The sequence below is a fragment of the Achromobacter xylosoxidans genome, assembly GCF_001457475.1.
In the GTDB taxonomy this organism is placed as follows: Bacteria; Pseudomonadota; Gammaproteobacteria; order Burkholderiales; family Burkholderiaceae_B; genus Achromobacter; species Achromobacter xylosoxidans.
Genome location: NZ_LN831029.1, coordinates 3,493,302 through 3,517,746, shown reverse-complemented (window position 1 = coordinate 3,517,746; position 24,445 = coordinate 3,493,302). Strand labels below are relative to the sequence as shown.

Below are 24,445 nucleotides of genomic sequence, written 5' to 3'. Positions count from 1 at the left end.
TCCTTGTGTTGACGATCAAAGGCGCCAGGTCAGGCGCAGGCCCACTTCGCGCGGCGGGCTGTAGACGGTGACGATGCCGTTCTGGTAGCCCACCGCGTCGTAGCGGCGGTTGGCGAGGTTGTTGACGTAGGCGGCGATCTCGACCTGCCGCACCGTGACGCCGGTGGCCAGGTTGACCAGCGCGTAGCCGCTGCGGCGGTAGCGGTTGGCGGCGTCCAGGTAGACCGGGCCGGCGCCGCTGAGCGAGGCCTGCGCGTACCAGCCGGCCGGCGCGTCGTAGCGCGCGGTCAGGTGGCCGTTCAGGCGCGGCGCGAACGGGTTCTGGTTGCCGCTGTAGTCGTTGGCGCCGTCGCGGAAGTGGCTGAAGCGGGTGCGGTTCAAGCCCAATCCGGCCTGCAATGACCAGCCCTGGCCCAGCAGGTATTCGAGCTCGAATTCCGCCCCGATCGAACGCGCCGACGCGGCGTTGGTGACGTACACCAGGCCCGGCAGCGGCATCTGCTGCACCTGCATGTTGTCGACCGTCATCACATAGAACGCGGCGGCGTAGCGCAGGCGGTTGCCGGGCAGCCAGCCCTTGGCGCCGATCTCGTACGCGCGCAGCGTCTCCGGCTGGTAGGCGGCGTAGTCGGCGGCCGGCGAAAACACGTTGTAGCCGCCGGCGCGAAAGCCATCCGCGACCGAGGCGTAGACCTGCTGGCGCGGCGCGAAGGCGTATTGCAGCGCCAGCTTGGGCGTGACGCGGGTCCAGTCGGCGCGGCGCGTGCGGTCGCCTTGCGGCGTGAAGCGCACGGCGTCGCGCTCGACGCGGGCGCCGGCCTCCAGGGTCCAGCGTTCGGCCAGCGGCACGGTCCAGTGGGTGAAGGCGGCGCCGGACTGGCCGCGCAGCCGCACCACGCTTTCGGTCAGGCCGCGCGGCATTTTCTGCGTGTTGCGCAGGTCGTGGTCGTCGCCGTCGGCGTACAGCCCCGCGAGCCAGTGGGCGCGGCCCAGCGCGCCCTCCAGCCGCAGTTCCTGCGACAGATTGCGGAAATGGTGGTCGCGGGCAATGTGCAGCAGGTCGGCCGGCTGGAAATCGGTGTCCTGCTGCACGCGGTCGCGCAGGTCGTTCCAGGCCGTCACCGACGTCAGGCGCAGGCCGCCGTCCAGGTCGTGGCGCAGCGACAGCGACGCGCTGCGGCCGATGGACCGGTTCCAGCTCGGCGTGCCGGACGCCACGGTGGCGCGCGAGGCCGTGGGCGAGCCCCACAGCGCGGCGCCGTCGCGGTAGTTGATCTGCGCATAGCGCAAGGTGGCGTCGGTGCGCGCCGACGGCGTCCAGCGCAGCGCCAGCTTGCCGTTGCGCAGTTCGCGGTCGTCCTCGCGCCGGCCCGTGTAGGTGTTGTCGATGAAGCCGTCCTGGCCGCGCCAGGCGCCGGCCACGCTGGCGTAGAGCGTGTCGTCGACGATCGGCCCGCTCAGGTCGAAGCGCAGCATGCGCAGGTCGCGGCTGCCCACGGTGGTGGAGACGCTGCCGCGCAGGCTGTCGCCCGGCTGGCGGGTATGGACGTTGATGACGCCGGCTTCCGCGTTGCGGCCATAGAGCGCCGATTGCGGGCCGCGCAGCACTTCGACGCGGTCGATGTCCAGCAACTGGTCGTCGAAGCCCTGCGCCATCAGCGTGGGCACGCCGTCCACCACCAGCAGGGTCGAGGTCGAGAGCGAAAAGAAGTTGGCCGACAGGCCGCGCATCACGGCCGCATTGACGCCGGCCTGGCCGAACGGCTGGAACGTCAGCCCGGGCGTGATGCGCTGCAGGCCCTCCAGGTCGACGACGCCCTGGCTGTCGAGCATGTCGCCGTCGAACACCGACAAGCTGCCGGGCAAGGATTCGAGCGAGCGTTCCTGCTTGTCGGCGGTGACGGTGACGGCAGGCAGTTGCGCGGCGCCGGGGGAACCCGGCGTCGGCGCTGCGGACGTCGTGGGTGGGGACGCGGAAGAAAGCGGTGCGGCAGGCGCGGCCGGACCGTCGGCCGGCTGCGCGGCGGGCTGCGCCAGCGCGGCGGGCGTGGCGCAAAGCCACAGCACAACCCAGGCGGCGCGAGGGTGGGGAAGAGGGCGATTCATCGGGATTCCTGTGCAAGCAGTCACGGCGGCCGGACGCGCGGCCCCGTCCCGAAAATGGTATTTCCTTATGAGAACGCCTATCATTAGCATTCATATGCGAACCGGATGGATTCGTATGCATGCCGGCGCATCCGCGCCTGAGCCGATTTCAGGCACCCGTCCCGGCGCCATCCCGGTCCCGTCCCGCCACCCGTCACCTCCCGTCGAAACCATGACCCTGCGCATCTCCGCCACGCTAGCCCAACCCGGTCCGGCCACCCGTCCCGGCTGGTCACGGCTGGCGCTGCCGGCGGACCTGGGCGAGTGCGTGGCCGACCGCCTGGACCTGGGCGAGGGCCTGGCCCTGGTGCATTCGCAATACACCCCCGTGCGCGACCTGATCGAGGAGAACGCCGCCGAGCACGGCGGGCGCACGCTGGTCATCACGCTGGCGCTGCGCGGCGCGTCGGCCTATCGCGGCGCGGACGGCGCCGAGCTGGATTTCCGCGGCGGCCAGACCACGGTGACCGCCTTCCGCCGTCACCTGGGCGAGCGCCGCTACCTGGGCGGCAGCACCGTCTCGCAACTGCGCCTGCTGGTGGGCGAGGCGGCGCTGTGCCGCTATGCCGGCCAGGCCCAGGCCGAGGCGCTGTTCGGCGCCGGCGGCCTGCGGCGGCTGGCGCAGGGCCGCACCAGCGCCGACCTGGCCGCCGTCGCGGGCGAGTTGGCGCGGTCCAGCGATCCGCTGGATACCCACATCAAGGCGTTGACGCTGCTGTCACGCCAGTTGCGCGCGCTGGCGCCGGCGCCAGCGGCGGGCCGGTTCAGCCAGGCCGACATTGCCCGGCTGGAGCGGGCCCATGCGCTGATGCGCGAACAGATGGATCGCGAACTGACGGTGCAGTACCTGTGCCTGGCGACCGGGTTGAACGAATTCAAGCTCAAGCAGGGCTTTCGCGCGCTATACGGCAACAGCCCGATGCGGCTGCTGACCGAGATGCGCATGCGCCGCGCTTGGGAGTTGCTGGAGACCGGCTGCCAGGTGGCGCAGGCGGCGTACCGGGTCGGCTATCGCCATCCGGCCAACTTCAGCGCCGCCTTCACCCGCTTCCATGGCCGCGCGCCCAAGTCGGTGTTTGGCAAGCGGCGTTGATGCGGCGCGCAACGATGCCGTTGGCCCCTGGCCGCCCTAGTGTGCCGCCCGCATCCGCCGCCGCGACACGCTTTCCCACCCGGCCACCAGCATCATGATCAACGTCGTCAGCCCGCCCACCATCAGGTTGTCGGTGACGAACGCGATCGGCGCCAGGATGGCCAGCAGCGCGAGGCCCACCACATGTGACAGCGGGAAGCGGCCATACACCACCGTCTTGTAGATGCCGTTGCCCAGCAGGTACAAGGCCGGGCCGCCGAGCAGCGCGGCGGCTGCCGCCGTGACGATGCGGCCGTCCGGGTGCAGGATGACCAGTTCGTTGGCCACCGCCGAGACGATCACGCCCGCGATCAGGATCACATGCACGTAGTGGAAGTAGGCGCCGACCCGGCCCGGATCGGCGTGGTGCGCGATGGCTTCGCTGCCGTCCTTGCTGCTGGTGTCGAAATACACCCACCACATCGCCGCCGTGCCCAGGAACGCGGCCAGCAGCGCGATCAGGGTGGGGATGTCCCAGTGCGGATGCTCGCCCAGCGTGGCGCCGGTGATCAGCAGTGTCTCGCCCAGCGCCACGATCACGAACAGCTGGCAGCGTTCGGCCAGGTGGCCGCCCTCGATGGTCCATTCGCGGGTGGTGGAACGGCCCAGGCCCGGCAGCCAGAAACCGGCCATGGGCGAAAAATACTCGCAGGCCACCGCCACGATCCACAACGCCAGCCGCGTATCGCCCGAGGCCAATCCGCCGGCGATCCAGAACACCGCCGAAATGCACAGCCAGCCCAGCATGCGGCGGAAATTCGGCGCCAGCGGATGCGACCGCCCCAGGTGCAGCACCACGAACAGCGTGCGGCCCACCTGGATCAGCACGTAGCAGACCGCGAAGATCAGCCCGTTCTCGTCGAAGGCGCCGGGCAGCACGGCGGCCGCCACCAGCCCTGCCAGCATCACGCCGAACAGCATCAGCCGCATCGGCAGCGCGTCGGGATCGAACCAGTTGGTGACCCAGCAGGTGTACTGCCAACCCAGCCATACGGCGAACCACAGTACCAGCGTGTGCACCGCGCCCATCAGGGTCAGGTCGTGCAGCAGGCTGTGGGACAACTGCGTGACCGCGAAGACGTAGACCAGGTCGAAGAACAGCTCGACGAAGGTGACGCGGGCTTCATGGCCGTCGCGGTGGCGCAGCAGATTGGCGCTGGCAAGGAATGTCATGGCGGCGCTTCCTATCCGGTAGGGGCGTCGCCAGATTACTCCCGGCCTTGCCGGCCAATCGTAAAGAACTCAAAAGACGTGGCGCGGCCGCGACGCCTCAATGGCCGGCCGGCGTTTCGCCGTGGCCGCCCAGCTCGCGGTTGCGCGAGCGCACCAGCGCGGCGGCCAGCGCCGCCGCCACGGCCGCGATCACGGCGCCGGCCAGGAAGGTCGCGCGGTAGCCGCCCGCCAGCGCCGCCACCGGGGCCGCGCCGGCGCCGGCCAGCGCCGCCGTGCGCGCCGCGGCCAGGCTGGCCAGCACCGCCAGCCCCAGCGCGCCGCCCATCATGAAGGCGGTGTTGACCACGCCGGACGCCAGGCCGGACTGGCTCGGCTCGACGTCGCTCATGGCGGCCAGCAGCATGGGGTTGAAGGCGATGCCCGCGCCCAGGCCCAGCAGCAGCATGCCGGGCAGCACGTCCGCCGCGAAGTGGCCGTCGACCGGGGCGCGCGCGAACAGCGCCAGCCCCAGCGCCGCCATCAGCAGCCCGGTGGCCAGCGGCCCGCGGATGCCGAAGCGCATCACCAGCTTGGCCGACAGCCCCAGCGAGAACGCCGCCATGATCAGGTTGGCCGGCAGGAACGCCAGCCCCACCTGCATGGCGTCATAGCCCAGCACCAACTGCATGTACAGGGCCGAGACGAAGAACCAGGCGAACATGCCCGCGGCCCACAGCACGCCGACCACGTTGGCGGTGGCGACGTTGCGCAGGCGGAAAAGCGCCAGCGGCATCAGCGGTTCGGCCACGCGCGCCTCGATCGCCAGGAACAGCGCCATCAGCAGCGCGGCGGCGCCCAGCAGGCCGAGCGACTGCGCCGAGGTCCAGCCGGCCTCGTTGCCGTTGACCACGGCGTACACCGCCAGCATCAGCGACGCGGTGACGGTCAGCGCGCCGGCCACGTCCAGCCTGCCGCCACCGGCCGCGCCGCGCGCCGCCGGCAGCAGCCGCAGGCACAGCGCGTAGACGGCCACGCCGATCGGGATGTTGACCAGGAAGATCCAGTGCCACGACAGCTTGCTGGTCAGCAGCCCGCCCAGCAGCACGCCCAAGCTGCCGCCGCCCGCACAGACGAAGCCGTACACGCCCATGGCGCGGGCGCGCTCGCCGGCCTCGGTGAACAGGTTCATGATGAGCGACAGCGACACCGCCGACACCACCGCGCCGCCCAGTCCTTGCGCGGCGCGCGCGGCAATCAGCAACCCCTGGCCCCGCGCCAGTCCACAGGCCAGCGAGGCCACAGTGAACAGCACCAGGCCGGCCAGGAACATGCGCCGGTGCCCGAGCAGGTCGCCCAGCCGTCCGCCCAGCAGCAGGAAGCCGCCGAAGGTCAGCATGTAGGCGTTCACCACCCAGACCAGCGAGGTCTCGGTGAAGTTCAGGTCTTCGCGGATCGAGGGCAGGGCGACGTTGACGATGGTGGTGTCCAGCACGATCATCAACACGCCCAGGCACAGCACCATCAGTGCCCACCAGCGTTGCCTGCCCTGTATGCCATGCGTCATGGATGTCTCGCTCCATCCGCTTGTGGCGGATTCGGTTGTCAGTGGGGTTGTCAGTGGCTGAGCCGCCCGCCGCTGATCATCCACCGCGTGTCGTAGCGGTCGATCAGCGCGCCGTAGGCTTCGGCCCAGAAGGTTTTCTGGAGCGGCATGGTAACGCTGCCGCCGTCGGCCAGCATATCGAACACGCGTTGCGCGTCCGAGACAGTGGGGTAGGCCAGCGACAGCGCCATGCCCTGCTTGCCGGGATAGGGATGGCCGGCGGTGGCGTCGCTGGCCATCAGCACCTGTTCGTCCAGCGCCAGACGGGCGTACATGATGCGTTCGGATTCTTCGGTCGACAGCGCCGGCATGGCGGCATCGGCGGGTGCGTCCGCGTAGCGCAACATGGCCTCGACGCGGCCGCCCAGCACGCGTTCGTAGAAACGCATGGCCTCGGCGCAGTTGCCGTCGAAACTGAGGTAGGCGGAAAGTTGGGGCATGAGGGTTCCTCCTTGTGGCCGATCCCGATTCTCGCATCCGCGGCGCTGTCCGGGAAACCTCTTATTGCCGCCGGTCCGCGCGCCTCCCTATGATTCGCCACAGGATCAGGACTGATCCGCACGCGCCGGCACGGCTTGGCGCGGCAGTGCCCCGCAGCAATGATTGCTGCCCGAACCTTCGTCTGGCTATAGAAGCCCCCGACTCACACGCAATGCGTGGTCGGGGGCTTTTTTGTTTTCCAAAACGTTGCAGGGAGATCGCATGCAAGTATCACCGCCGCCGGACGCCGCCGCGTCCGCGATCCACGTGGCCAGTGTGCAGACGGCCCCCGTCATGGGCGAGGTCGCCGCCAACGTGGCCCGTTCCATCGAACTGGTCGAGCAGGCCGCCGCGCAGGGCGCGCGGCTGGTGGTGCTGCCCGAGCTGGCCAACACCGGCTACGTGTTCGCCAGCCGTCAGGAGGCCCACGCCCTGGCCGAAAGCGTGCCCGACGGCCCCAGCTCGCAGGCCTGGATCGCGCTGGCGCGACGCCTGGGCATCTACCTGGTGGCCGGCATCGCCGAGCGCAGCGGCGGCCGGCTGTACAACGCCGCCATCATCGCCGGCCCCGACGGCTACCTGGGCACCTACCGCAAGCTGCACCTGTGGGGCGACGAAAACCTGTTCTTCGAGCCGGGCGACCTGGGGCTGCCGGTGTTCGATACCGAATTCGGCCGGCTGGGCGTGGCGATCTGCTACGACGGCTGGTTCCCCGAGGTCTACCGGCTGCTGGCGCTGCGCGGCGCCGACATCGTGGCGGTGCCGACCAACTGGGTGCCGATGCCGGGGCAGACGCCCGACGGCCCCGCCATGGCGCACGCGCTGGCGGCGGCCGGGGCCCACAGCAACGGCCTGACGCTGGTGTGCGCCGACCGGGTCGGCGTCGAGCGCGGCCAGCCCTTCGTCGGCCGCAGCCTCATCGTCGGCTCTCAGGGCTGGACCGTGGCCGGCCCCGCCAGCCACGACCGCGAAGAAGTGCTGCTGGCGCCGGTGGACCTGGCCGCCTCGCGCCGCGCGCGGCAACTGAACGACTTCAACCACGTGCTGCGCGATCGGCGCCGCGACCTTTACGACGAACTGCTGGGCGCCGCCGACGCGCCGCGGCAGCGTTGAATACAACGGCGGACAGCCGGCCCCCAAGGAGAAATCCCCATGAAAAAACCCACTTGCAGCTTCCTCATCCGACTTTCCTTCATCGCCGCGCTGACCGGCGCGGCGGGCGCGCACGCGGCCGACCCTTTGCGCATCGGCGTGCCGGTCGGCCTGTCCGGCGCCAACAGCGTGGTCGCGCCCGGCGTGGTGCAGGCCTCGCAGCTGGCCGCCGATGAAATCAACGCCGCCGGCGGCATCCTCGGTCGCCAGGTGGTGCTGGAGATCGCCGACGACGCCTCGGGCGCGGTCGGCGCGCAGAAGGCCTACGACACGCTGGTGTTCCAGAAGAAGGTGGACGCCATCATCGCCATGGAAACCAGCGCGGCGCGCAACGCGGCGCTGCCCATCGTCTCGCGCGGCAAGGTGCCGTACATCTACACCTCGTTTTACGAAGGCCGTTCGTGCAACCGCTGGATGCACGTCAACGGCTGGGTGCCCGAGCAGCAGGTGGCGCCGGTGGTGGACCACTTCATGAAGGAACGCGGCGCCAAGACGTTCTTCCTGGTCGGCAGCGACTACGCCTTCGGCCGGGGCATGCTCAAGTTCACCCGCGAATACATCGAGAAGCAGGGCGGGCGCGTGGTGGGCGAGGAATACCTGCCCATCGACGGTTCCGACTGGACCCCGGTGGTGTCGAAGATCCGCTCGGCCAACCCGGACGCGCTGATCAGCTCCACCGCCGGCGGCGGCCCCAACGTCAGCCTGGCCAAGCAGGTCAAGGCGGCCGGCCTGATCATGCCCTACGGCAACCTGGCGATCGACGAAGCCACCGCCAAGACCATGGGCGACACGGCGGTCGGCATGTACCTGTCGGCCTCGTACCTGACCAGCATCGATACGCCGCAGAACCGCAAGTTCCTCGACGGCCTGAAGGCTAAGTTCGGCGCCGACGCCAAGACCGCCAACGAGTTCTCGGGCCCACAGTACGAAGCCTTCTTCCTCTACAAGGCGGCGGTCGAGAAAGCTGGCAGCACCGATTCGCAGAAGGTGGTCAAGGCGCTGAGCGAAGTGTCGTTCGACGGCCCGCGCGGCCCGGTCAAGATGGACCGCCAGCGCCACGCCGCGCTGACCATGCGGCTGGGCCAGGTGCAGCCGGACGGCTCCATCAAGATCCTGCAGACCTTCGACCAGGTCGATCCGGGCGCGCAGTGCCCCGATCTGAAGTGACGCGGTAAGCCGCACCCTGCGCGCCGCCGGTCCGCCGGCGGCGCTGGAGAACACAATGGGTTTGATGCTGGACATCCTGAGCACGGCCGCCATGCTGTTCATCGTGACGGCCGGGCTGATGATCATCTTTGGCGTGATGAAGATCGTCAATTTCGCCCACGGCGCCATCATCACGCTGGGCAGCTACGCCGCCCTGGTGGTGACGCGCCTGGGGCTGGACCCGTGGCTGGCGCTGCCGTGCGCGCTGGTGGCGGGGGGGCTGGTGGGCATGCTGGTCGAACGCCTGATCGTGCAGCCGCTGTACAAGCGGCCGCTGGACGCCATCCTGGCCACCTGGGGCCTGGGCATCGTCATCGGCCAGCTCATCACCATGGCCTTCGGCCGCGAGGTGCAGTTCGCCGACGCGCCGATCCAGGGCGCGGTCGCGTTCCTGGGCACCGAGTATTCGGCCTACCGGCTGTTCCTGGTGCCGGGCGCGCTGCTGCTGTACGTGGCGCTGACGCTGCTGCTGAACGGCACGCGTTTCGGCGTGCGCACCCGCGCCGTCATCATGAACGAGGACCTGGCGCGCGGCCTGGGCATCAACGCCGAACGAATCCGCTTCACCACCTTCGCGCTGGGCGCCGGGCTGGGCGCGCTGGCCGGCGCGCTGATCACGCCGCTGTCCAGCGTCGACCCGAACATGGGGCTGCCGTGGCTGGTCAGTGCCTTCATGCTGGTGATGGTGTCGGGCAACTCGATCACCGCGCTGCTCCTGACCTGCCTGGTCTATGGCGCCTGCCAGGTGCTGGTGGGGGTGTACATCAGCCCGATCCTGGGCGGCGTCACCATCGCGGTGCTGGCGGCCCTGACCCTGCGCCTGCGTCCCAAAGGATTCGCCCATGACTGATTCCTCCCTCGCGCAACCGGCGCTGGCCACTCGCGCCGACCCGCGCCGCGCCGCCCGCGGCCGCGACCTGCTGTGGCTGGCCATCGCCTGCCTGGCGTTGACCGTGGCCGGTCCCTGGCTGTTCGACACCTACCTGCTGAACGTGCTGATCAAGGCGCTGTTCTTCGCCGTGGCGGCGGTCACGGTGGACATCCTGTGGGGCTACACCGGCTACCTGACCTTCGGCCAGTCGGCCTTCTTCGGCGTCGGCGCCTACGCGGCCGGGCTGGCCTTCACCCATTACGGCTTCTCGCCCGGCATCGCGCTCGCGGCCGCGCTGGTGGCGGTGGGCGCGGCGGCGCTGCTGGCGCTGGCCACCGGCTGGCTGTCGTTCTATCGCGGCGCCTCGCCGTTTTTCGCCACCGTGATCTCGCTGGTATTGCCCATCGTGCTGACCCAGGTGGCGCTGTCGGGCGGCACCTACACCGGTTCGTCGTCCGGCCTGACCGGCTACGACACCTTCGACCTGTCGCTTGAAGCCTGGTACGTCATCGCCGCCGGCGGCCTGTCGATCGTGGCGCTGCTGGCCTGGGTCGCGGTGCGCAGCGACGGCGGCCGCATCCTGGCCGCGCTGCGCGACAACGAGGGCCGTTGCAGCTACCTGGGGCTGAACACCGCGCACTGGCGCATCGCGCTGCTGGTGGTGTGCGGCGCGGTCGCCAGCCTGGCGGGCTTCGGCTACGGCGCCTTCAGCGGCGTGGTCGCGCCGGAACTGACCGGCTTCGTGTTCGGCACCGAACTCATCATCTGGGTGGCGCTGGGCGGACGCGGCACGGTCTGGGGGCCGGTGCTGGGCGCCGTGCTGATCAACGTGGCCGGCTCGTACCTCAGCGGCAACATGCCGTTCCTGTACCAGTTGGTGCTGGGCGTGACCTTCATCCTGGTGATCCTGCTGTTGCCGCGCGGGCTGCTGCCCCTGGTGCTGGCACCATGGCGCCGGCGGCGTCCGGCGCCGGTGCCGGAACTGGCGGTGCGCGCGCCGGCCAGCGCATCGGGGCACGGCGGCGCAGCGGGACAAGGCGGCACGCCAGGGCAGGGCGCCGCCGAAGGCGGCCTGGTCTTGGCCGGCGTGGCCAAGCGCTTCGGCAGCCTCAAGGTGCTGGAAGGCATAGACCTGCGCGCGCGCGGCGGCGAACTGCTGGGCCTGATCGGCCCCAACGGCGCCGGCAAGACCACGCTGATGCGCTGCATCGCCGACGGCGCCGAGCGCAGCGACGGCACGGTCGAACTGTGCGGCCACGCCGTCAAGCGCGACGGACCGGAGCAGTGCGTGCGTTACGGCCTGGGCCGCAAGTTCCAGAACGCCAACATCTTCGACACGCTGACCGTGGCCGAAAGCCTGCGCATCGCCACCACCCTGCGCGAGCGGCCGTCGTGGCGCCGCCGGTCGCCCCGACTGGCGCTGCCGGCCTATGCGCTGGAGGTGCTGCGCATGACCGGCCTGGACCAGCAACTGGACCGCGTGGCGCGCGACCTGTCGCATGGCCAGCAGCAGGCGCTGGAACTGGCCATGGTGCTGGCGCTGGAGCCGCGCGTGGTGCTGCTGGACGAACCCACCGCGGGTCTCAGCAAGGACGAACGCGCCCGCATCGGCCAGGTGCTGTCGGCCCTGGCCCATACCCACGGCCTGTGCTGCCTGCTGGTCGAGCACGACCTGGACTTCGTGGCCGAGGTGGCCACGCGCATCATCGTGCTGCACCAGGGCCGCATCGTCATGGACGGCAGCTTCCGCGAAGTGGCCGAATCGGAACTGGTGCGCACCATCTACGCCGGCAACGCGCCGGCCGCGAACAAGACCACGCAAGCCACTGAGCAAGCCGCGCGGCAAGGCGCCCATCCCGCAACCCCGTCCATCCCGCCCGAAGGAGCCCAACCATGAACGCCGCCCCGGCCTTGCGCCTGGAAAACGTCGCCAGCGGCTACAAGGGAGCCGTGGTGCTCAACGACATCTCGCTGTCGGTGGCCGGCGGCGCCTGCGTGGCGCTGCTGGGCAAGAACGGCATGGGCAAGAGCACGCTGCTCAAGACCGTCATGGGTTACCTGCCCAAGCTGCGCGGCACCGTCAGCCTGGGCGGCGTCGACGCCACCCGCCTGCGGCCGCACGAGGTCGCCCGCCGCGGCGTCGCCTACGCCGCCCAGGACCAGCCGCTGTTTCCCGACCTGAACATCCGCGACAACCTGCGCCTGGGCCTGGCCAACGACCGCCTGTTCGACGAACGCTTCGGCGAAATCGCCGACCTGTTCCCGGTGTTCGCCAGCCGCCTGCGGCAGTACGCCGGCACCCTGTCCGGCGGCGAGCAGAAGATGCTGCTGGTGGCGCGCGGCCTGATGCAGCGGCCGGCCCTGCTGCTGCTGGACGAGATCACCGAAGGCCTGCAGCCCTCGGTGATCGAGCGGCTGGGCCGGGCGCTCAACTGGGAACGCGAGCGGCGCGGCACGTCCATGTTCATCGTCGAACAGAACGTGGCCTTCGCGCTGGACGTGGCCGACCGCTACCTGGTGCTCAAGCAGGGCGCCATCGTCGACCAGGGCGAGGCTGGCGTGCCGGGGGCCGCCGGCCATATCATGGACCACCTCAAGGTATGAGTCTTGTTTCGTAGAAGGATGCGCTTATGACTGCCCGCACTGACAGGGACGCCGCCACGCCGGGATGGCGCATCGGCGTGCTGTACTCCCGCAGCGGCGTGACCGGCACCACCGAATCGCAGCATTTCTTCGGCACCGTGCTGGCGGTCGAGGAAATCAACGCGCTCGGCGGCGTGCTGGGCCGGCCGCTGGAACCGGTGGTCTACGACCCGCGCAGCGACGCCGAGGAATACCGCCGCCTGGCCGCGCGCCTGTTGCTGGACGACGAGGTCAACGTGATCTTCGGCGGCTGCACCTCGCACTGCCGCAAGGCCATGCTGCCGGTGATCGAGCGCAACAACGCGCTGCTCTGGTATGCCTCGGTCTACGAAGGCTTCGAGTATTCGCCCAACATCATCTACACCGGCGCCGCGCCCAACCAGGGCAGCATGCAGCTGGCCGCCTACCTGATCCAGCACTGCGGCAAGCGCATCTTCCTGGTCGGCGCCGACTACATCTACCCGCGCGAAACCAACCGCATCATGCGCGACACCGTCGAGGAACACGGCGGCGAGATCCTGGACGAAACCTACCTGCCGCTGGGCTGCGACGAAAGCGATATCATCGACGTGGTGCGCGACATCCGCCGCATCAAGCCCGACGTGGTGTTCTCGACCCTGATCGGCGACGACGCCCAGCGCTTCTACCGCCGCTACCACGCCGCCTGCGAGGCCGACCCGGGCGCGCCGCACATCCCCATCGCCAGCCTCACCATGGCCGAATCCGAGGTGGCCGAAATCGGCCCCGGCCTGTGCGCCGGCCACATCACCGCCGCCACCTACTTCAACACCGTCGACTCGCCCGCCAACGCCCACTTCCTGGAACGCTGGCGCGCCCGCTTCGGCGAGCGGCCCGCCAGCGTCTACGCCGAGGCCTGCTACAGCCAGGTGCACCTGTTCGCGCGCGCCCTGCAGCGCGCCGGCAGCCTGGACACGCGCAAGCTGATGCAGGCGCTGCACCAGGTGGGCTTTGACGCGCCGGCCGGGCGCCTGACCATCCTGGCCGAGAACAATCACAGCGTCCTGACCCCGCGCATCGGCGTCTGCCGCGCCGACGGCCGCTTCGACATCGTCTGGGCCAGCGGCGAACCGGTAAAGCCGGACCCCTACCTGACGGCCTTCGGCCTGGACGAGTTCTGGCTGGCGTGATCATGGACCATAGCCTCCGCCGCCTCTACGAAGACCTGCGCAGCGTGGCCGTCGCCGTGGCCTATCCGCCCGGCGAAGACCGCGACCTGCTGGTCGAACAGCTCAAGCGCATTGGCTGCCGCATCCACCTGGTGTGGCCGTTCCCCGACAAGCCGCCCGCCGGCGCCGACGTGGTGTTCTTCCAGGTCTCGCAATGCGGCCAGAACTCGTTCGCCTGGTCCGCCAGCGAGGTCGACGCCACCCTGATCGCGCTGTCCGAATACGAAACCCCCACCACCTTGAAGCAACTGCTCAAGACCAACGCCCACGGCGTGCTGACGCGGCCGTTCCGCTCGGCCGGCATCCTCAGCACCCTGGTGCTGGCGCGTTCGGCCAAGCAGTTCCAGAACCGCCAGCAGAACAAGATCGACAAACTGGAAAGCACCATCAAGGCGCGCCGCGTGATCGAAAAGGCGATCCGCGTGCTGATGGACCACCAGCGCCTGGACGAACGCGCGGCCTACGAACACATGCGCACCCGCGCCACCGGCCTGCGGGTCAGCGTGGCCGAGGTCGCCGCCATGATCGTCGAGGCCAGCGAAGCCATGGAAAAACTGGGCCTGGGCGGCGCGCGCCCCGACCCGCAGAACAACAGCAACAACGGAGGCAAGGCATGAAAGTCATGATCGCCCGCATGAACCACGAGACCAACACCTTTTCGCCGGTGCCCACGCCACTGTCCGCCTTCGGCAACGACGGCCCGACCTACGACCGCGCCGCCTACGACGAGAACCACGGCAAGCGCACCGCCATGTCGGCATTCATCGACCTGGCCGAGGCGCGGGGCGCCACGCTGGTCACGCCCGTGTCCGCCACCGCGTACCCCAGCGGCCGCGTCGACGGCCAGGCCTATCGTGAACTGTGCGACCGCATCGTCGCCGCCGCCGCCGGCTGCGACGCGCTGCTGCTGGACCTGCACGGCGCCATGGCCGTCGAAACCACCGACGACGGCGAAGGCGACCTGCTCGAACGCCTGCGCCAGCAGGCCCCCGGCGTGCCGATCGCCGTCGCCCTGGACCTGCACGGCAACGTCACGCAAAAAATGATCGACAACGCCGACGTCATCGTCAGCTTCAAGACCTACCCGCACGTCGACATGTACGAAACCGGCGAACACGCCGGCCGCATCCTGTTCGACTGGCTGGCCGGCGGCCCGCGCCCGCGCCTGGCCTGGCGCCGCCTGCCGCTCATGACCCACACCCTGCGCAGCAACACCGCCGAAGGCGCCATGCGCCGCGCCGTGCAGGCCGCGCGCGGCGCCGAGGCCGGCGGCATGCTGGGCGTGTCGGTGCTGGCCGGCTTCGCCCTGGCCGACATCCCCGACCCGTGCCTGAGCGTCATCGTGGTCGCCGCCGGCGACGCCGACGCCGCCGACCGCGTCGCCGCAGGCCTGGCCGCCGCCATCTGGGACGACCGCGATGGCTTCGTCTACGAAACCGAACCCCTGGCCGCCTCGCTCGACCGCGCAGTCGCCCTGGCGCGCGGCGCCGACCGTCCCGTGCTGCTGCTGGACCACGGCGACAACTGCATGTCCGGCGGCACCTGCGACACCATGGACGTGCTGATGGCCGCCGTCGACGCCGGCCTGACCGGCATCGTCGCCGGCCTGTACTGCGACCCCGAAGCCGTCGCCGCCATGATCGCGGCCGGGCAGGGCGCCCAGGTGGAACTCCCCGTGGGCAACAAACGGCCCATCCCCGCCATCGGCCGCCCCGCCGCGCCGGTCACGCTGACGGGCACCGTGCGCGCCATCACCGACGGCAGCTACGTCATCACCGGTCCCACCTACACCGGCCAGACCGCCTGCATGGGCCGCAGCGCCGTGCTCGACATCGGCGCCGCGCAACTGGTCATCACCGAACGCACCCACGAACCCTGGGACCTGGGCGTCTTCGAAAGCCTGGGCATCGACCCGCGCGAGGCCCGCTTCATCCTGGTCAAATCGCGCATGTACTGCCGCCCGGTGTTCGTGCCGATCTCCTGCGCCCTGGTCGAATGCGACAGCCCGGGCGTCACCAGTTCGGACTTTTCGCTGTTCCCGTACCAGCGGCGCAACCGGCCGCGCTATCCGCTGGAACCGTTCAAGCCGGCGCACATGTCGCCGTGAGGGCCGGGCCGATGTCGCGGCAAGGGCGGGCATGGATGTCGCCGGAAGACCGGCGCAGGCGATGCCATGAGGTGGACGCGGGGACATTCCAGGCGCGTTGCGGCGATCCGCCCGCGCCTTGAACCGCGCCGGGCTTTCCAGTTCAATGGGACATGGCGCGGGCGGCACGCCGCCGCCCGGCCTTACCTGTTGGAGCGGCATATGGCTACGGTGCATCTGTTGTCGGATGAAGAAGCGCGCAAGATCCCCGAGGCTTGGGCGGTGTTCGAAGACATCCGCGCCACCCGCAAATCCGATTTCGTCAACAACTTCTGGCGTGCCCTGGCCAACGACCCGCCGCAGCTCAAGCGCGTCTGGGAACAGCTCAAACAGGTCATGATGGCCGATGGAGAAATCCCGCCCCTGGTGCGCGAGATGATCTACATCGCGGTGTCCACCGCCAACGGTTGCAGCTACTGCATCCATTCCCACACCGCCGCCGCCCGCGCCAAGGGTATGACCGACGGCCAGCACGCCGAACTGCTCGCCGTCATCGGCATGGCCGCCCAGACCAACGCGCTGGTCACCGCCATGCAGGTGCCGGTCGACGACGCCTTCGCCGTGAAGTAGGGCGCCGCCATGGCGACCATTCCGCTGTTCCCGCTGTCCAACGCGCTGTTCCCCGCCGGCGTGCTGCACCTGCGCATCTTCGAAGTGCGCTACCTGGACATGATCCGCCGCTGCATCGCCGACGGCACCGAGTTCGGCGTGGTCGCGCTGCTGGCCGGCAACGAGGTCCGGTCGCCCGAAGGCCAGGAGGTCCTGGCCGACGTCGGCACGCTGGCCCGCATCGACGCCTGGGACGCGCCCATGCCCGCCTTGCTGCAATTGCGCTGCGTGGGCACGAGCCGCTTCCGGCTGGTTTCCAGCCAACTGGCAAAATACGGTCTTTGGATGGGCGAAATCGAACCCATCCCCGACGACCCGCCGCTGCCCGTGCCTGCGCCGCTGCAACCCTGCGCCGACGCGCTGGGGAGGTTGGTGGCGCAATGGCAGCAGGAAGGCGTGCCCGCCGACCGCATGCCGGTGGCGCCGCCGTACCGCCTGGATGAATGCGCCTGGGTGGCCGACCGCTGGTGCGAGCTGCTGCCGCTGCCGGCGGCCGACAAGGTCCGGCTGCTGGCGCTGCCGGACCCGCGCGCTCGTCTTGAAGCCGTGCGCATCGCGCTGGAAGGGCCGCAGGCCTAGCCAGCCACAGGCGGCGCTGCTTTGGCGGAGCAGGGCAACGCGAGTCGGGCTCGAACTGTTTTTTTGGACACCATGGATATCAGGATTGACGAAGGCCTGCGTGCCTATATTGACCCCTTGACCGACGACGAGCGCGAGGCGCTCGAACGCAGCCTGCTGGCCGAAGGCTGCCGCGACGCGCTGGTGCTGTGGGGCGACCTGCTGATCGACGGCCACAACCGCTACGCGCTTTGCATGAAGCACGGCATTCCGTTCGAAACGCGCCAGAACACTTCGTTCAAGTCGATGGACGACGTGCACCTGTGGATGATCGAAAACCACCTGGGCCGGCGCAGCGTATCGGATTTCCAGCGCGGCGTGCTGGCGCTGCGCAAGAAGGAAATCCTGCAATCGCGCAGCGTGCCGCCGTGGGAAGACGACGGCAGCACGCCGCCGCCCGAACCGCCGCCCATCCCGCCCGCGGCTGCATTGAGCCGCCAGGCGCTGGCGCGCGAGGCGCGCATCAGCAGCAATACGCTGGGGCAGATCGAGAAAATCCAGAAAGCCGCCGCGCCGGAACTGGTGCGAGCGGTGAAGGACGGCGCGATTTCCATCAACGCCGCGGCGGCGGTCGCGACCTTGCCGCCGGAGCGGCAGGCCGCGGCGGTGGCTGGCGGCAGGAAGGAATTGCAGCAGGCGGCGCGCGAAGTGCGCCAGGCCAAGGCGCCGCCGCCGAAAGAGGCGGTGCCGGATATTCCGATCGAGAATATCGCGGATTTGCCGGCTGAGGTGGCGCGGTTACGGGAGTTGCTGGCGCGGCTGACGGATGAAAGGGATCAGTTGAAGAAGAAGGTGATGCATCTGACGGTGGCGCTGGCCGAGGCCAGGAATGCGTCGGCGGGGGCAGGGGACGATTGACGGGGGCGTACTAATCCAAGGCTAAAACTTATCAAACACGACGACCATTCTATGCCCTAGGACTTTTCCCAGTTCTAGGGCCAGTGCGTCGCCTACGCCAGGTCCATCGAACCCAAAGGCGAGGTTTCCCAATCCCCATGCCAGCGGTAAGAATCGCCATTGATTGATACTGTCCGAGTGCCGACAACTTGGGCACTCGAGCGCGCCAAGTTCTCCCGAATACCAGGCGGAGATCATTTCGTCCCACGGGAGTGAAGCTGCTTCATGCTCTACAGAGCAGCATGGGCAGCGCAGCCCCTCGACTCTCTGCGGTCCGGCGTTGTAGACATGGCGCCCCACGATTGCACCTATCCCGTTATTGCTGTGCTCGTTTACCCATTCGGCCCACCGAGCGATACCCGGGCCAGGCGCGTGGCTGACAGGTGAAAAAGCGACCTCGGCAATAGTGGAACGAACAGCAATACCCATTGCTTCCATCCAGCTTATGCCGCTGTCGGCGAAGGCGGGTGCGTCCTCAAGGGTGACATCGAGATCGACGATGTAGATGGGGGAGTCGCTCATTGGTCGCTGAAATTCAATACGTGGTTCATCTCGCGCACACGAATCCGTGCAGGGTGGAAATGTCTTCACATTTTTCTTCAATCAATCCACCGGATCACGTGGGACTTTCTCACTTTCCCGCAGTGAACGGACAGAAGTTTTTGTGTAATATTAGGTAACACTAACCTTTAGAGTACTCGTGTGGAACCTCCGTCGATCACTCAGTTCTTCGCCAATGAGTTGGGCGCACCCTTGGCAAATCCTCGCTGGAGCTGGGGTAGTTGGCATGAGGCCACCAATCGCATCTTTCTCAGAGTGTGGGCACATGATCACATAGAGGCCCAAGACCAGGCACAAATGGTTCGGCTGCTCAGAGAAGACTGGACGAGGACTTCCGCCGGCTATAACGAAAGAGCGCGACACATAGAGAGTATTAGGTCTGGGGCTGAAGCTTTCGGAGTCGTTGCCACTGCGGCACCCAGGGGCGCTGGGCATATTCGCATTCAATCCTATGATTCCCGATCATTAGTCAGGCTTGGAGCTCTCGTTCGTTGGGAGAAAGACCCGACGAGCGTATTCGCGCTGATTGGCCCCTCGGTGCCAGTCACACAAATCGGCACTCAAACACGCTCCGTTGGCGGTGAAGCAGCCGACATTGCGGAATTGATAGCCCGGCGGGACCTGGAGGGGAGACCAACGCGCCGTCGTGCCCTCATCGATGCGCGTTTGGGTCAAGGAAAATTCCGGCGCCAACTGTTGGCCAAATGGGACAACGCTTGTGCCGTCACCGGCACTTGTGTGCAAGAGGCACTGCGAGCATCTCATATAAAGCCGTGGGCAAGAAGTACCGACCAACAACGACTAGACCCCGACAATGGGCTCCCATTAGTGGGCACCTTGGATGCCCTCTTTGATCGGGGCCTGATCAGCTTTGACAATAGTGGCCGAATGCTTATAAGTGATAGGGTTCAAAAAAATCAAAGACGAATCCTGCATTTGCGAGGTCAATTACGGCTCGCGCTTAATGAAAAACAGCTGGATTTTCTCGCATTTCATCGGAATGAGTGCTTCCGGGGGTAGCGATGAGAGCGTACGCGCAGCAAGCGCTGCGTGACCGAAGCTATGTATGCAGAGCCTGCCTAGGGTCGGGGGGGCGGACTGTTGACAGCGGCCGCTCGCGGCCTGGTGGTCGATCAGCATTCCTTTCTAGTGGACCGCTTTAGGCTGGCTGCAGTCGCTGGTGTTTGCCCGGCTGAAAAACGGCTTCCGCTGCGAGAGAAATCTGGTCGAAGGTGCGTCTCTGTCGGGTTATTCGATCAGTAGCCGTTGTTATGTCGCCAGAAGGAAGTGAGAGTCGTTGCAGCAGTCATATATCTGAGAAATGAGGCAACGTGTGGCCATCAGGTTTTGAAAAAAAAACGGTGCTGCACGGTGGTGGTCGATCTTCTCAATTTTGAGGATATTGGCCGTTGACTTGAAGGCCAATTTGCCACATGAGCACTTGTCTGGAGGAGAACCAGCGATGCCACAAGAAAAGAAAGTCAACCATCTCAGCATTTTCCTCATCAAACAGCAATTTACGACCAATCACCAAGTTATAAAGATCGAGGACTGCGACGCGCCTGTTGAGGTTGCCATCGCGGGCCATGGGGCCGGACAACTTTTTGTCAAGAAGAATCCTCCGTTACCGCCGAAATGGTCGGCACTGTTTAATGAGTTCATCAACCCCAAGAGTCTGGCCGTTGAGGGCGTCGCTGCTGCCTTTTTCGTTAAGATCGACGAACGCTGTTTTGTCCTGGTCTTCGGCCAGGCAGGGCGCTTCCTTCTGAGAGATGATGTGATCGAAGAGCGCTTCGGACTTCTCTGCGCTCTCAATGCCGTTGATCCCAAGACGTTCCGCTGCGTCGATGTGCAATCGCTGAATGCCATCGAAAGCCACATGCGCATCCAATCCGGTCAGGAGACGACACCGGATCAGTTCGGCCTGAGTGTTGAGCAGGACATGCTGAAGGCCATCGTCGGCGCACCCAAGAATCCGATCCTCGGCAACCGTATGGCAGGCAGCGACGCGCTGGCTGTCTCGGTCAAGTTGGATCTTTCCGATCTCCCGTTTTTGCTTGATCAATACAGGAGACTTTTCGAAGCCGAACTAAACGCAGAGGACTATCAATGGGTCAACAACATCTCGACAACCAAGAGTGCAGCGGTCATAAGCGTCCTCGAGAACGCGCTCGAAGCAAAAATGGCCGCAGGCCAATTCGACGGCATCTGGCTGTCGATTCCGGAAATCATCGAATGGACGATGGTCAAGGGATTCATGTATTCACCCTACGGCGGCGGCATTCTTCATCCTGACATCAATATGGAAGGGTTTCGCGGCACTGTCGATGGACCCATCACTCTTGAGGTGCTGCGTGCGCGCCATGTTCATTGCGCCGACGCGGACCATAAGAAGGTTTTCAAGTCATGGTCAGTATTCAAATGTCTCTATGCTGAGATCGAACTCAACGGTGTCACACATGTCCTGAACGACGGCAAGTGGTTCAGTATCGCCAAGGATTTCGTCGAACGGACGAACCACGACTATGCGGCGATCCCACCGTCGAATATCAAGCTGCCCGAATACCAGGGGGGCGGAGAAGGGGCGTATAACGCACAGGTAGCAGCGCTCGAACCGGCGATCTACGACTTGCTCGATGACAAGAAGAAAGTTATGCACGGCGGCGGTCATGGACAGGTCGAGATCTGCGATCTTTTCTCATCCAACCGCGAACTGATCCACGTCAAGATGTACGGCAAGTCCAGCGTCTTGAGTCACCTGTTCGCTCAAGGCTTCGTATCCGGTCAACTCATTCAAATCGACCCTAAATTTCGTGAGAAAGTCCGAGCACAGCTTGCGCCGTCCCATCGCGAACTTTTGAAGGTCGAGCCGAAGCCGGAGCATGAATCCTTCACAATCACCTATGCCGTCATCAGCGACGCGCCAGGCGCTGACCTGCATCTACCTTTTTTTTCCAAGGTCAATCTTGTCAATACGCGCAAGGTGCTTCGGGGCTTCGGATACAAGGTCGAACTTTTAAAGATAGCCGTGAACGACGGATACGCGAAGACCGTCAGAATCCCCCCGAAAAAGGGAAAGAAAAGGGCATAGCGCGTTCACGCGCTATCAGCATCCACGACGTCGCATCACAGTCTGGACGGCAACGTTTAGCAGCGATGAATGCTCGGAGAGCGCTAGGTTGCTGACATTCTTACGTGTCCGGTGGAAGGAGGGTTTTCGCTGCAAAGCGGACATCAGCCGAAAAAACACGAACGGTGGGAATGAGTCGGAGGCGGCCCGTCATCAACGACCGCTCGGCTACGGGAGTTGCTGGCGCGGCTGACGGATGAGCGGGACCAGTTCAAGACGAAGGCCCCCGGCGAGGACATTCAGGCGGTCAGGAAGCGGATGACTTCGGCCCAATCGTTGGTCGACAGGGCGACGTCCTCGTAGTCGCCGGCTTCCTCGTCGTAGCGCGAGACACAGAAGCGCTGGCTTCTGCCGGATTCGCGATCGGCATACTCGGCGTAGTCGACATACACCTTCAAGCCGCGTTCCTCGTTCTCGAATGAAGGAGCGGCATCGATGTAGCTCGACGCATCGACATACCCTTCGGGCAGCGTCGGCAGGGTGGCGATGTCGTAGTCGGGAAATTCGCGGCGCAGTCGGTCAAGGTTCATAAGGAAAGCAAGTGGGGAAGCAAGTGGAGACAGGAGGCCTGGCATTTTACGTTGCTCCGTGTCAGTCGCCACGATCAGCTTAAGAACGTCGCGCCGCCAGGGCAGGTGCGGGCGGTGCGGGACGGGGCGTTGGAAAAAAAAGGCGGCAAGTCGCTTGACTTCGTCAAGGTATCGAGGCCGCTGCCAGCCACAAAAAATTTCCCCCTGCCATGCGAAATCGCAAACTTCAATTACAAAACTGTTGCTATATATGTCATGGTTTTTACACTAGGGTTTTCCCTTTGTCGTAATACAAATCCATGCGCTCGCGTTTCACTATTGGCAACCTGTTTGGCAACCTCTCCATTGGCACCCGGCTGACCCTGGGCTTCGGCACCGTACTCGCGCTATTACTGGCGCTTACCGGCCTGTCGCAATACGAACTGACCCACATCGGCGGCATCAACCGAGCGATCACCGAACAGACCTGGGCCAAAGCGAATGCCATCAACATTATCGACGTGACGACGCGCGCCAATGCGCGCGCCAATCTCGAACTGATCGTCAACACCGATCCCCGCACCGCCGAAACGCTGTTCGCTCGCATCGACACCAATCGGAAAACGATCGACCAGGCGCTGGAGACCCTGAGGCCGTTGTTCCGCACCGAAGACGAACGTCAGAAGCTGCGGCTGTTGGAAGACGTGCGCGGCCGCTACGTGAAGTCATTCCAGGGCGTGGGCGTGCTCCTCAAGCGTGGTGAGCGCGACGCCGCTCGCCAGCGCTTGCTGGAAGAGACCCTTCCGCTTCTGGACGGCCTGCAAGACCGCGTCATCGAGATCTCCCGGATTCAATCCGCAGAGATGGTGGACGCCGGCGCCGACAGCCAGCGGGTGATCGACAACGCGGGCATGTTGAACCTGATCCTGTCGGGCCTGGCCGTCGTGCTGGGCGGCCTGTTCGCGTGGCGGGTGTCCAAGTCGATCACGGCGCCGCTTGCCCAGGCTGTGTCGGTGGCCGAGACCGTGGCGCGTGGCGACCTGGGGCAGCCCATCCTAGCGGTCACCCGCGATGAAACCGGCCGGCTGCTGCGCGCGCTGCACGATATGCAGGACAAGCTGGCCGGCGCCGTTCGCACCATTCGCGCCGGGTCCGAAACCATCTCCAGCGCAGCGGGGCAGATCGCGGCCGGCAACACGGACTTGTCCAGCCGGACCGAGGAGCAGGCCGCCTCGCTGGAAGAAACCGCCGCATCGATGGAAGAACTGGCGTCCACCGTCAAGCAGAATGCCGACAACGCGCGCCAGGCCAATCAACTGGCGGCAAGCGCCTCCGAAGTCGCCCAGCGCGGCGGCGCCGTCGTGTCGGCGGTGGTCAGCACGATGGGGGATATTTCCGCCAGCTCGCGCAAGATTTCCGAGATTGTCTCGGTCATCGACGGGATCGCGTTCCAGACCAACATCCTGGCGCTGAACGCCGCCGTTGAAGCGGCCCGGGCGGGCGAGCAGGGCAAGGGCTTTGCGGTGGTCGCGGGCGAGGTGCGGTCGCTGGCGCAACGCAGCGCGCAGGCCGCGCGCGAGGTCAAGACGCTGATCGAAGCGTCCGTCAGCAAGGTGGCCGAGGGCGCGGGCCAGGCGGAAAACGCAGGCACCACGATGCAAGAAGTGGTCGCCTCGGTCAAGCGCGTGACGGACATCATGGGCGAGATCGCCGCGGCATCGCAGGAACAGGCCTCCGGCATCGAGCAGGTCAACCGCGCCGTGTCGCAGATGGACGAAGTGACCCAGCAGAACGCCGCGCTGGTCGAAGAAGCCGCGGCCGCGGCGGGCTCGATGCAGGACCAGGCGCATGCCTTGGTGAGGGCGGTTGGTGTGTTCCGCTTGAGCGAGGATGCCGCGCGACGCGAGGCCGTGGTCGCCCAGCCAGGCGAACGCGGCGTGCTGAGGTTGACCTGATCAGTACGTCTCATTACGGGCCGGGCCATGAGCGGGGCGCAATGCCCCGCTCATCCACGTTGATCATCCGTTCAGGATTCGGTGCTTATGCTCCAGCCCGAACGCCGCAAGGCTAAATTGCAAGAACGGGAGCACGAACCATGACCGCCTTTCCGCCTCCGCTGGAAGATCCGGAGGACGATGGACACAGCCCGGCCGAACGCGCCGCCGCCGCCGCCCGCAGCACCTGGGTGAGCGTGGGCGTGAACGTGGTGCTCGCCACCGCCCAGATCGTCATCGGTATTTTCTCCAAGTCCCAGGGCCTGATCGCGGACGGTATTCATTCTTCTTCCGATCTGATCGCCGACTTCATCGTGCTGCTGGCCAACCGCCATGGCCAGAAAGCAGCCGACGCGGACCACCACTACGGCCATTGCCATTATCCGGAATTACTTTCGGGCCAACAAAGA

The 24,445-nt window shown here is 66.6% G+C and carries 21 protein-coding genes and 1 pseudogene; 16 read left to right on the top strand and 6 right to left on the bottom strand.

The window, feature by feature from the left end:
- Positions 1 to 15: 15 nt before the first annotated feature.
- The gene (locus tag AT699_RS15805; protein WP_024069063.1) at positions 16 to 2,106 is read right to left on the bottom strand and encodes a TonB-dependent receptor; all 2,091 of its coding nucleotides are present in this window, start codon (positions 2,104 to 2,106) and stop codon (positions 16 to 18) included.
- 211 nt (positions 2,107 to 2,317) lie between these two features.
- Here AT699_RS15805 and AT699_RS15800 point away from each other — a divergent pair, with 211 nt between their 5' ends.
- Positions 2,318 to 3,238: a helix-turn-helix transcriptional regulator gene (locus tag AT699_RS15800; protein ID WP_024069062.1), complete on the top strand. Its 921-nt coding sequence runs from the start codon at positions 2,318 to 2,320 to the stop codon at positions 3,236 to 3,238.
- 36 nt (positions 3,239 to 3,274) lie between these two features.
- On the opposite strand, the gene AT699_RS15795 is transcribed toward AT699_RS15800, so the two are convergent.
- The 3 genes from AT699_RS15795 to AT699_RS15785 all read right to left on the bottom strand — a co-directional run bounded on the left by AT699_RS15795 (position 3,275) and on the right by AT699_RS15785 (position 6,472).
- Complete coding sequence (locus AT699_RS15795; RefSeq protein WP_024069061.1) at positions 3,275 to 4,450, bottom strand: low temperature requirement protein A; 1,176 nt, start codon at positions 4,448 to 4,450, stop codon at positions 3,275 to 3,277.
- 97 nt (positions 4,451 to 4,547) lie between these two features.
- Entirely contained in the window at positions 4,548 to 5,993 is a 1,446-nt protein-coding gene (locus AT699_RS15790; protein WP_024069060.1) for an MFS transporter, read from the bottom strand.
- Between the two features lie 50 nt (positions 5,994 to 6,043).
- Entirely contained in the window at positions 6,044 to 6,472 is a 429-nt protein-coding gene (locus tag AT699_RS15785; RefSeq protein WP_006386255.1) for a VOC family protein, read from the bottom strand.
- A 262-nt stretch (positions 6,473 to 6,734) separates the two neighbouring features.
- On the opposite strand from AT699_RS15785, the gene AT699_RS15780 reads away from it, so the two are divergent.
- The 11 genes from AT699_RS15780 to AT699_RS15730 all read left to right on the top strand — a co-directional run bounded on the left by AT699_RS15780 (position 6,735) and on the right by AT699_RS15730 (position 17,802).
- The gene (locus tag AT699_RS15780) at positions 6,735 to 7,625 is read left to right on the top strand and encodes a nitrilase family protein (protein ID WP_024069059.1); all 891 of its coding nucleotides are present in this window, start codon (positions 6,735 to 6,737) and stop codon (positions 7,623 to 7,625) included.
- Between the two features lie 39 nt (positions 7,626 to 7,664).
- Positions 7,665 to 8,831, top strand: coding sequence for a substrate-binding protein (locus AT699_RS15775; RefSeq protein ID WP_024069058.1), 1,167 nt, complete (start codon positions 7,665 to 7,667; stop codon positions 8,829 to 8,831).
- Positions 8,832 to 8,886: 55 nt separating this feature from the next.
- Positions 8,887 to 9,720, top strand: a complete 834-nt coding sequence (locus AT699_RS15770) for a branched-chain amino acid ABC transporter permease (RefSeq protein WP_024069057.1) — start codon at positions 8,887 to 8,889, stop codon at positions 9,718 to 9,720.
- Positions 9,713 to 11,638: a branched-chain amino acid ABC transporter ATP-binding protein/permease gene (locus AT699_RS15765; protein WP_024069056.1), complete on the top strand. Its 1,926-nt coding sequence runs from the start codon at positions 9,713 to 9,715 to the stop codon at positions 11,636 to 11,638. Before AT699_RS15770 ends, AT699_RS15765 begins: the two co-directional genes overlap by 8 nt.
- Positions 11,635 to 12,345, top strand: coding sequence for an ABC transporter ATP-binding protein (locus AT699_RS15760; RefSeq protein ID WP_024069055.1), 711 nt, complete (start codon positions 11,635 to 11,637; stop codon positions 12,343 to 12,345). The genes AT699_RS15765 and AT699_RS15760 overlap by 4 nt, the downstream gene beginning before the upstream one ends.
- 26 nt (positions 12,346 to 12,371) lie before the next feature.
- The gene (locus tag AT699_RS15755) at positions 12,372 to 13,532 is read left to right on the top strand and encodes a transporter substrate-binding domain-containing protein (RefSeq protein WP_024069054.1); all 1,161 of its coding nucleotides are present in this window, start codon (positions 12,372 to 12,374) and stop codon (positions 13,530 to 13,532) included.
- A gap of 2 nt (positions 13,533 to 13,534) precedes the next feature.
- The gene (locus AT699_RS15750; RefSeq protein ID WP_024069053.1) at positions 13,535 to 14,188 is read left to right on the top strand and encodes an ANTAR domain-containing response regulator; all 654 of its coding nucleotides are present in this window, start codon (positions 13,535 to 13,537) and stop codon (positions 14,186 to 14,188) included.
- Positions 14,185 to 15,678 carry a M81 family metallopeptidase gene (locus tag AT699_RS15745; RefSeq protein ID WP_024069052.1) on the top strand — a complete coding sequence of 498 codons (1,494 nt, stop codon included), beginning with the start codon at positions 14,185 to 14,187 and terminating at the stop codon, positions 15,676 to 15,678. The genes AT699_RS15750 and AT699_RS15745 overlap by 4 nt, the downstream gene beginning before the upstream one ends.
- Before the next feature lie 201 nt (positions 15,679 to 15,879).
- Complete coding sequence (locus AT699_RS15740; RefSeq protein WP_006386267.1) at positions 15,880 to 16,287, top strand: carboxymuconolactone decarboxylase family protein; 408 nt, start codon at positions 15,880 to 15,882, stop codon at positions 16,285 to 16,287.
- Positions 16,288 to 16,296: 9 nt separating this feature from the next.
- The gene (locus AT699_RS15735; protein WP_024069051.1) at positions 16,297 to 16,905 is read left to right on the top strand and encodes an LON peptidase substrate-binding domain-containing protein; all 609 of its coding nucleotides are present in this window, start codon (positions 16,297 to 16,299) and stop codon (positions 16,903 to 16,905) included.
- 72 nt (positions 16,906 to 16,977) lie between these two features.
- Positions 16,978 to 17,802: a ParB N-terminal domain-containing protein gene (locus AT699_RS15730; RefSeq protein ID WP_006386271.1), complete on the top strand. Its 825-nt coding sequence runs from the start codon at positions 16,978 to 16,980 to the stop codon at positions 17,800 to 17,802.
- A 21-nt stretch (positions 17,803 to 17,823) separates the two neighbouring features.
- Here the strand turns inward: AT699_RS15730 and AT699_RS31540 are convergent, their stop codons facing one another.
- Positions 17,824 to 18,363, bottom strand: a complete 540-nt coding sequence (locus AT699_RS31540; protein ID WP_145964680.1) for a serine/threonine protein kinase — start codon at positions 18,361 to 18,363, stop codon at positions 17,824 to 17,826.
- Between the two features lie 336 nt (positions 18,364 to 18,699).
- Between AT699_RS31540 and AT699_RS30975 the strand changes: the two genes are divergently transcribed.
- Positions 18,700 to 19,422 (top strand): HNH endonuclease, encoded by a 723-nt coding sequence (locus AT699_RS30975; protein ID WP_081247865.1) that lies wholly within the window; start codon positions 18,700 to 18,702, stop codon positions 19,420 to 19,422.
- A gap of 442 nt (positions 19,423 to 19,864) precedes the next feature.
- Positions 19,865 to 21,493, top strand: coding sequence for a TIGR04141 family sporadically distributed protein (locus tag AT699_RS15725; RefSeq protein ID WP_024069050.1), 1,629 nt, complete (start codon positions 19,865 to 19,867; stop codon positions 21,491 to 21,493).
- Between the two features lie 278 nt (positions 21,494 to 21,771).
- Here AT699_RS15725 and AT699_RS15720 read toward each other — a convergent pair whose 3' ends face one another.
- On the bottom strand, positions 21,772 to 22,062 hold the full coding sequence (locus tag AT699_RS15720) for a hypothetical protein (protein ID WP_020927956.1): 291 nt from the start codon (positions 22,060 to 22,062) through the stop codon (positions 21,772 to 21,774).
- 299 nt (positions 22,063 to 22,361) lie between these two features.
- Between AT699_RS15720 and AT699_RS15715 the strand changes: the two genes are divergently transcribed.
- Positions 22,362 to 23,996 (top strand): methyl-accepting chemotaxis protein, encoded by a 1,635-nt coding sequence (locus tag AT699_RS15715; RefSeq protein WP_024069049.1) that lies wholly within the window; start codon positions 22,362 to 22,364, stop codon positions 23,994 to 23,996.
- Between the two features lie 140 nt (positions 23,997 to 24,136).
- Positions 24,137 to 24,418 (top strand): annotated as a pseudogene (locus tag AT699_RS30970) (cation diffusion facilitator family transporter); the annotation flags it as partial.
- Between the last annotated feature and the right edge of the window lie 27 nt (positions 24,419 to 24,445).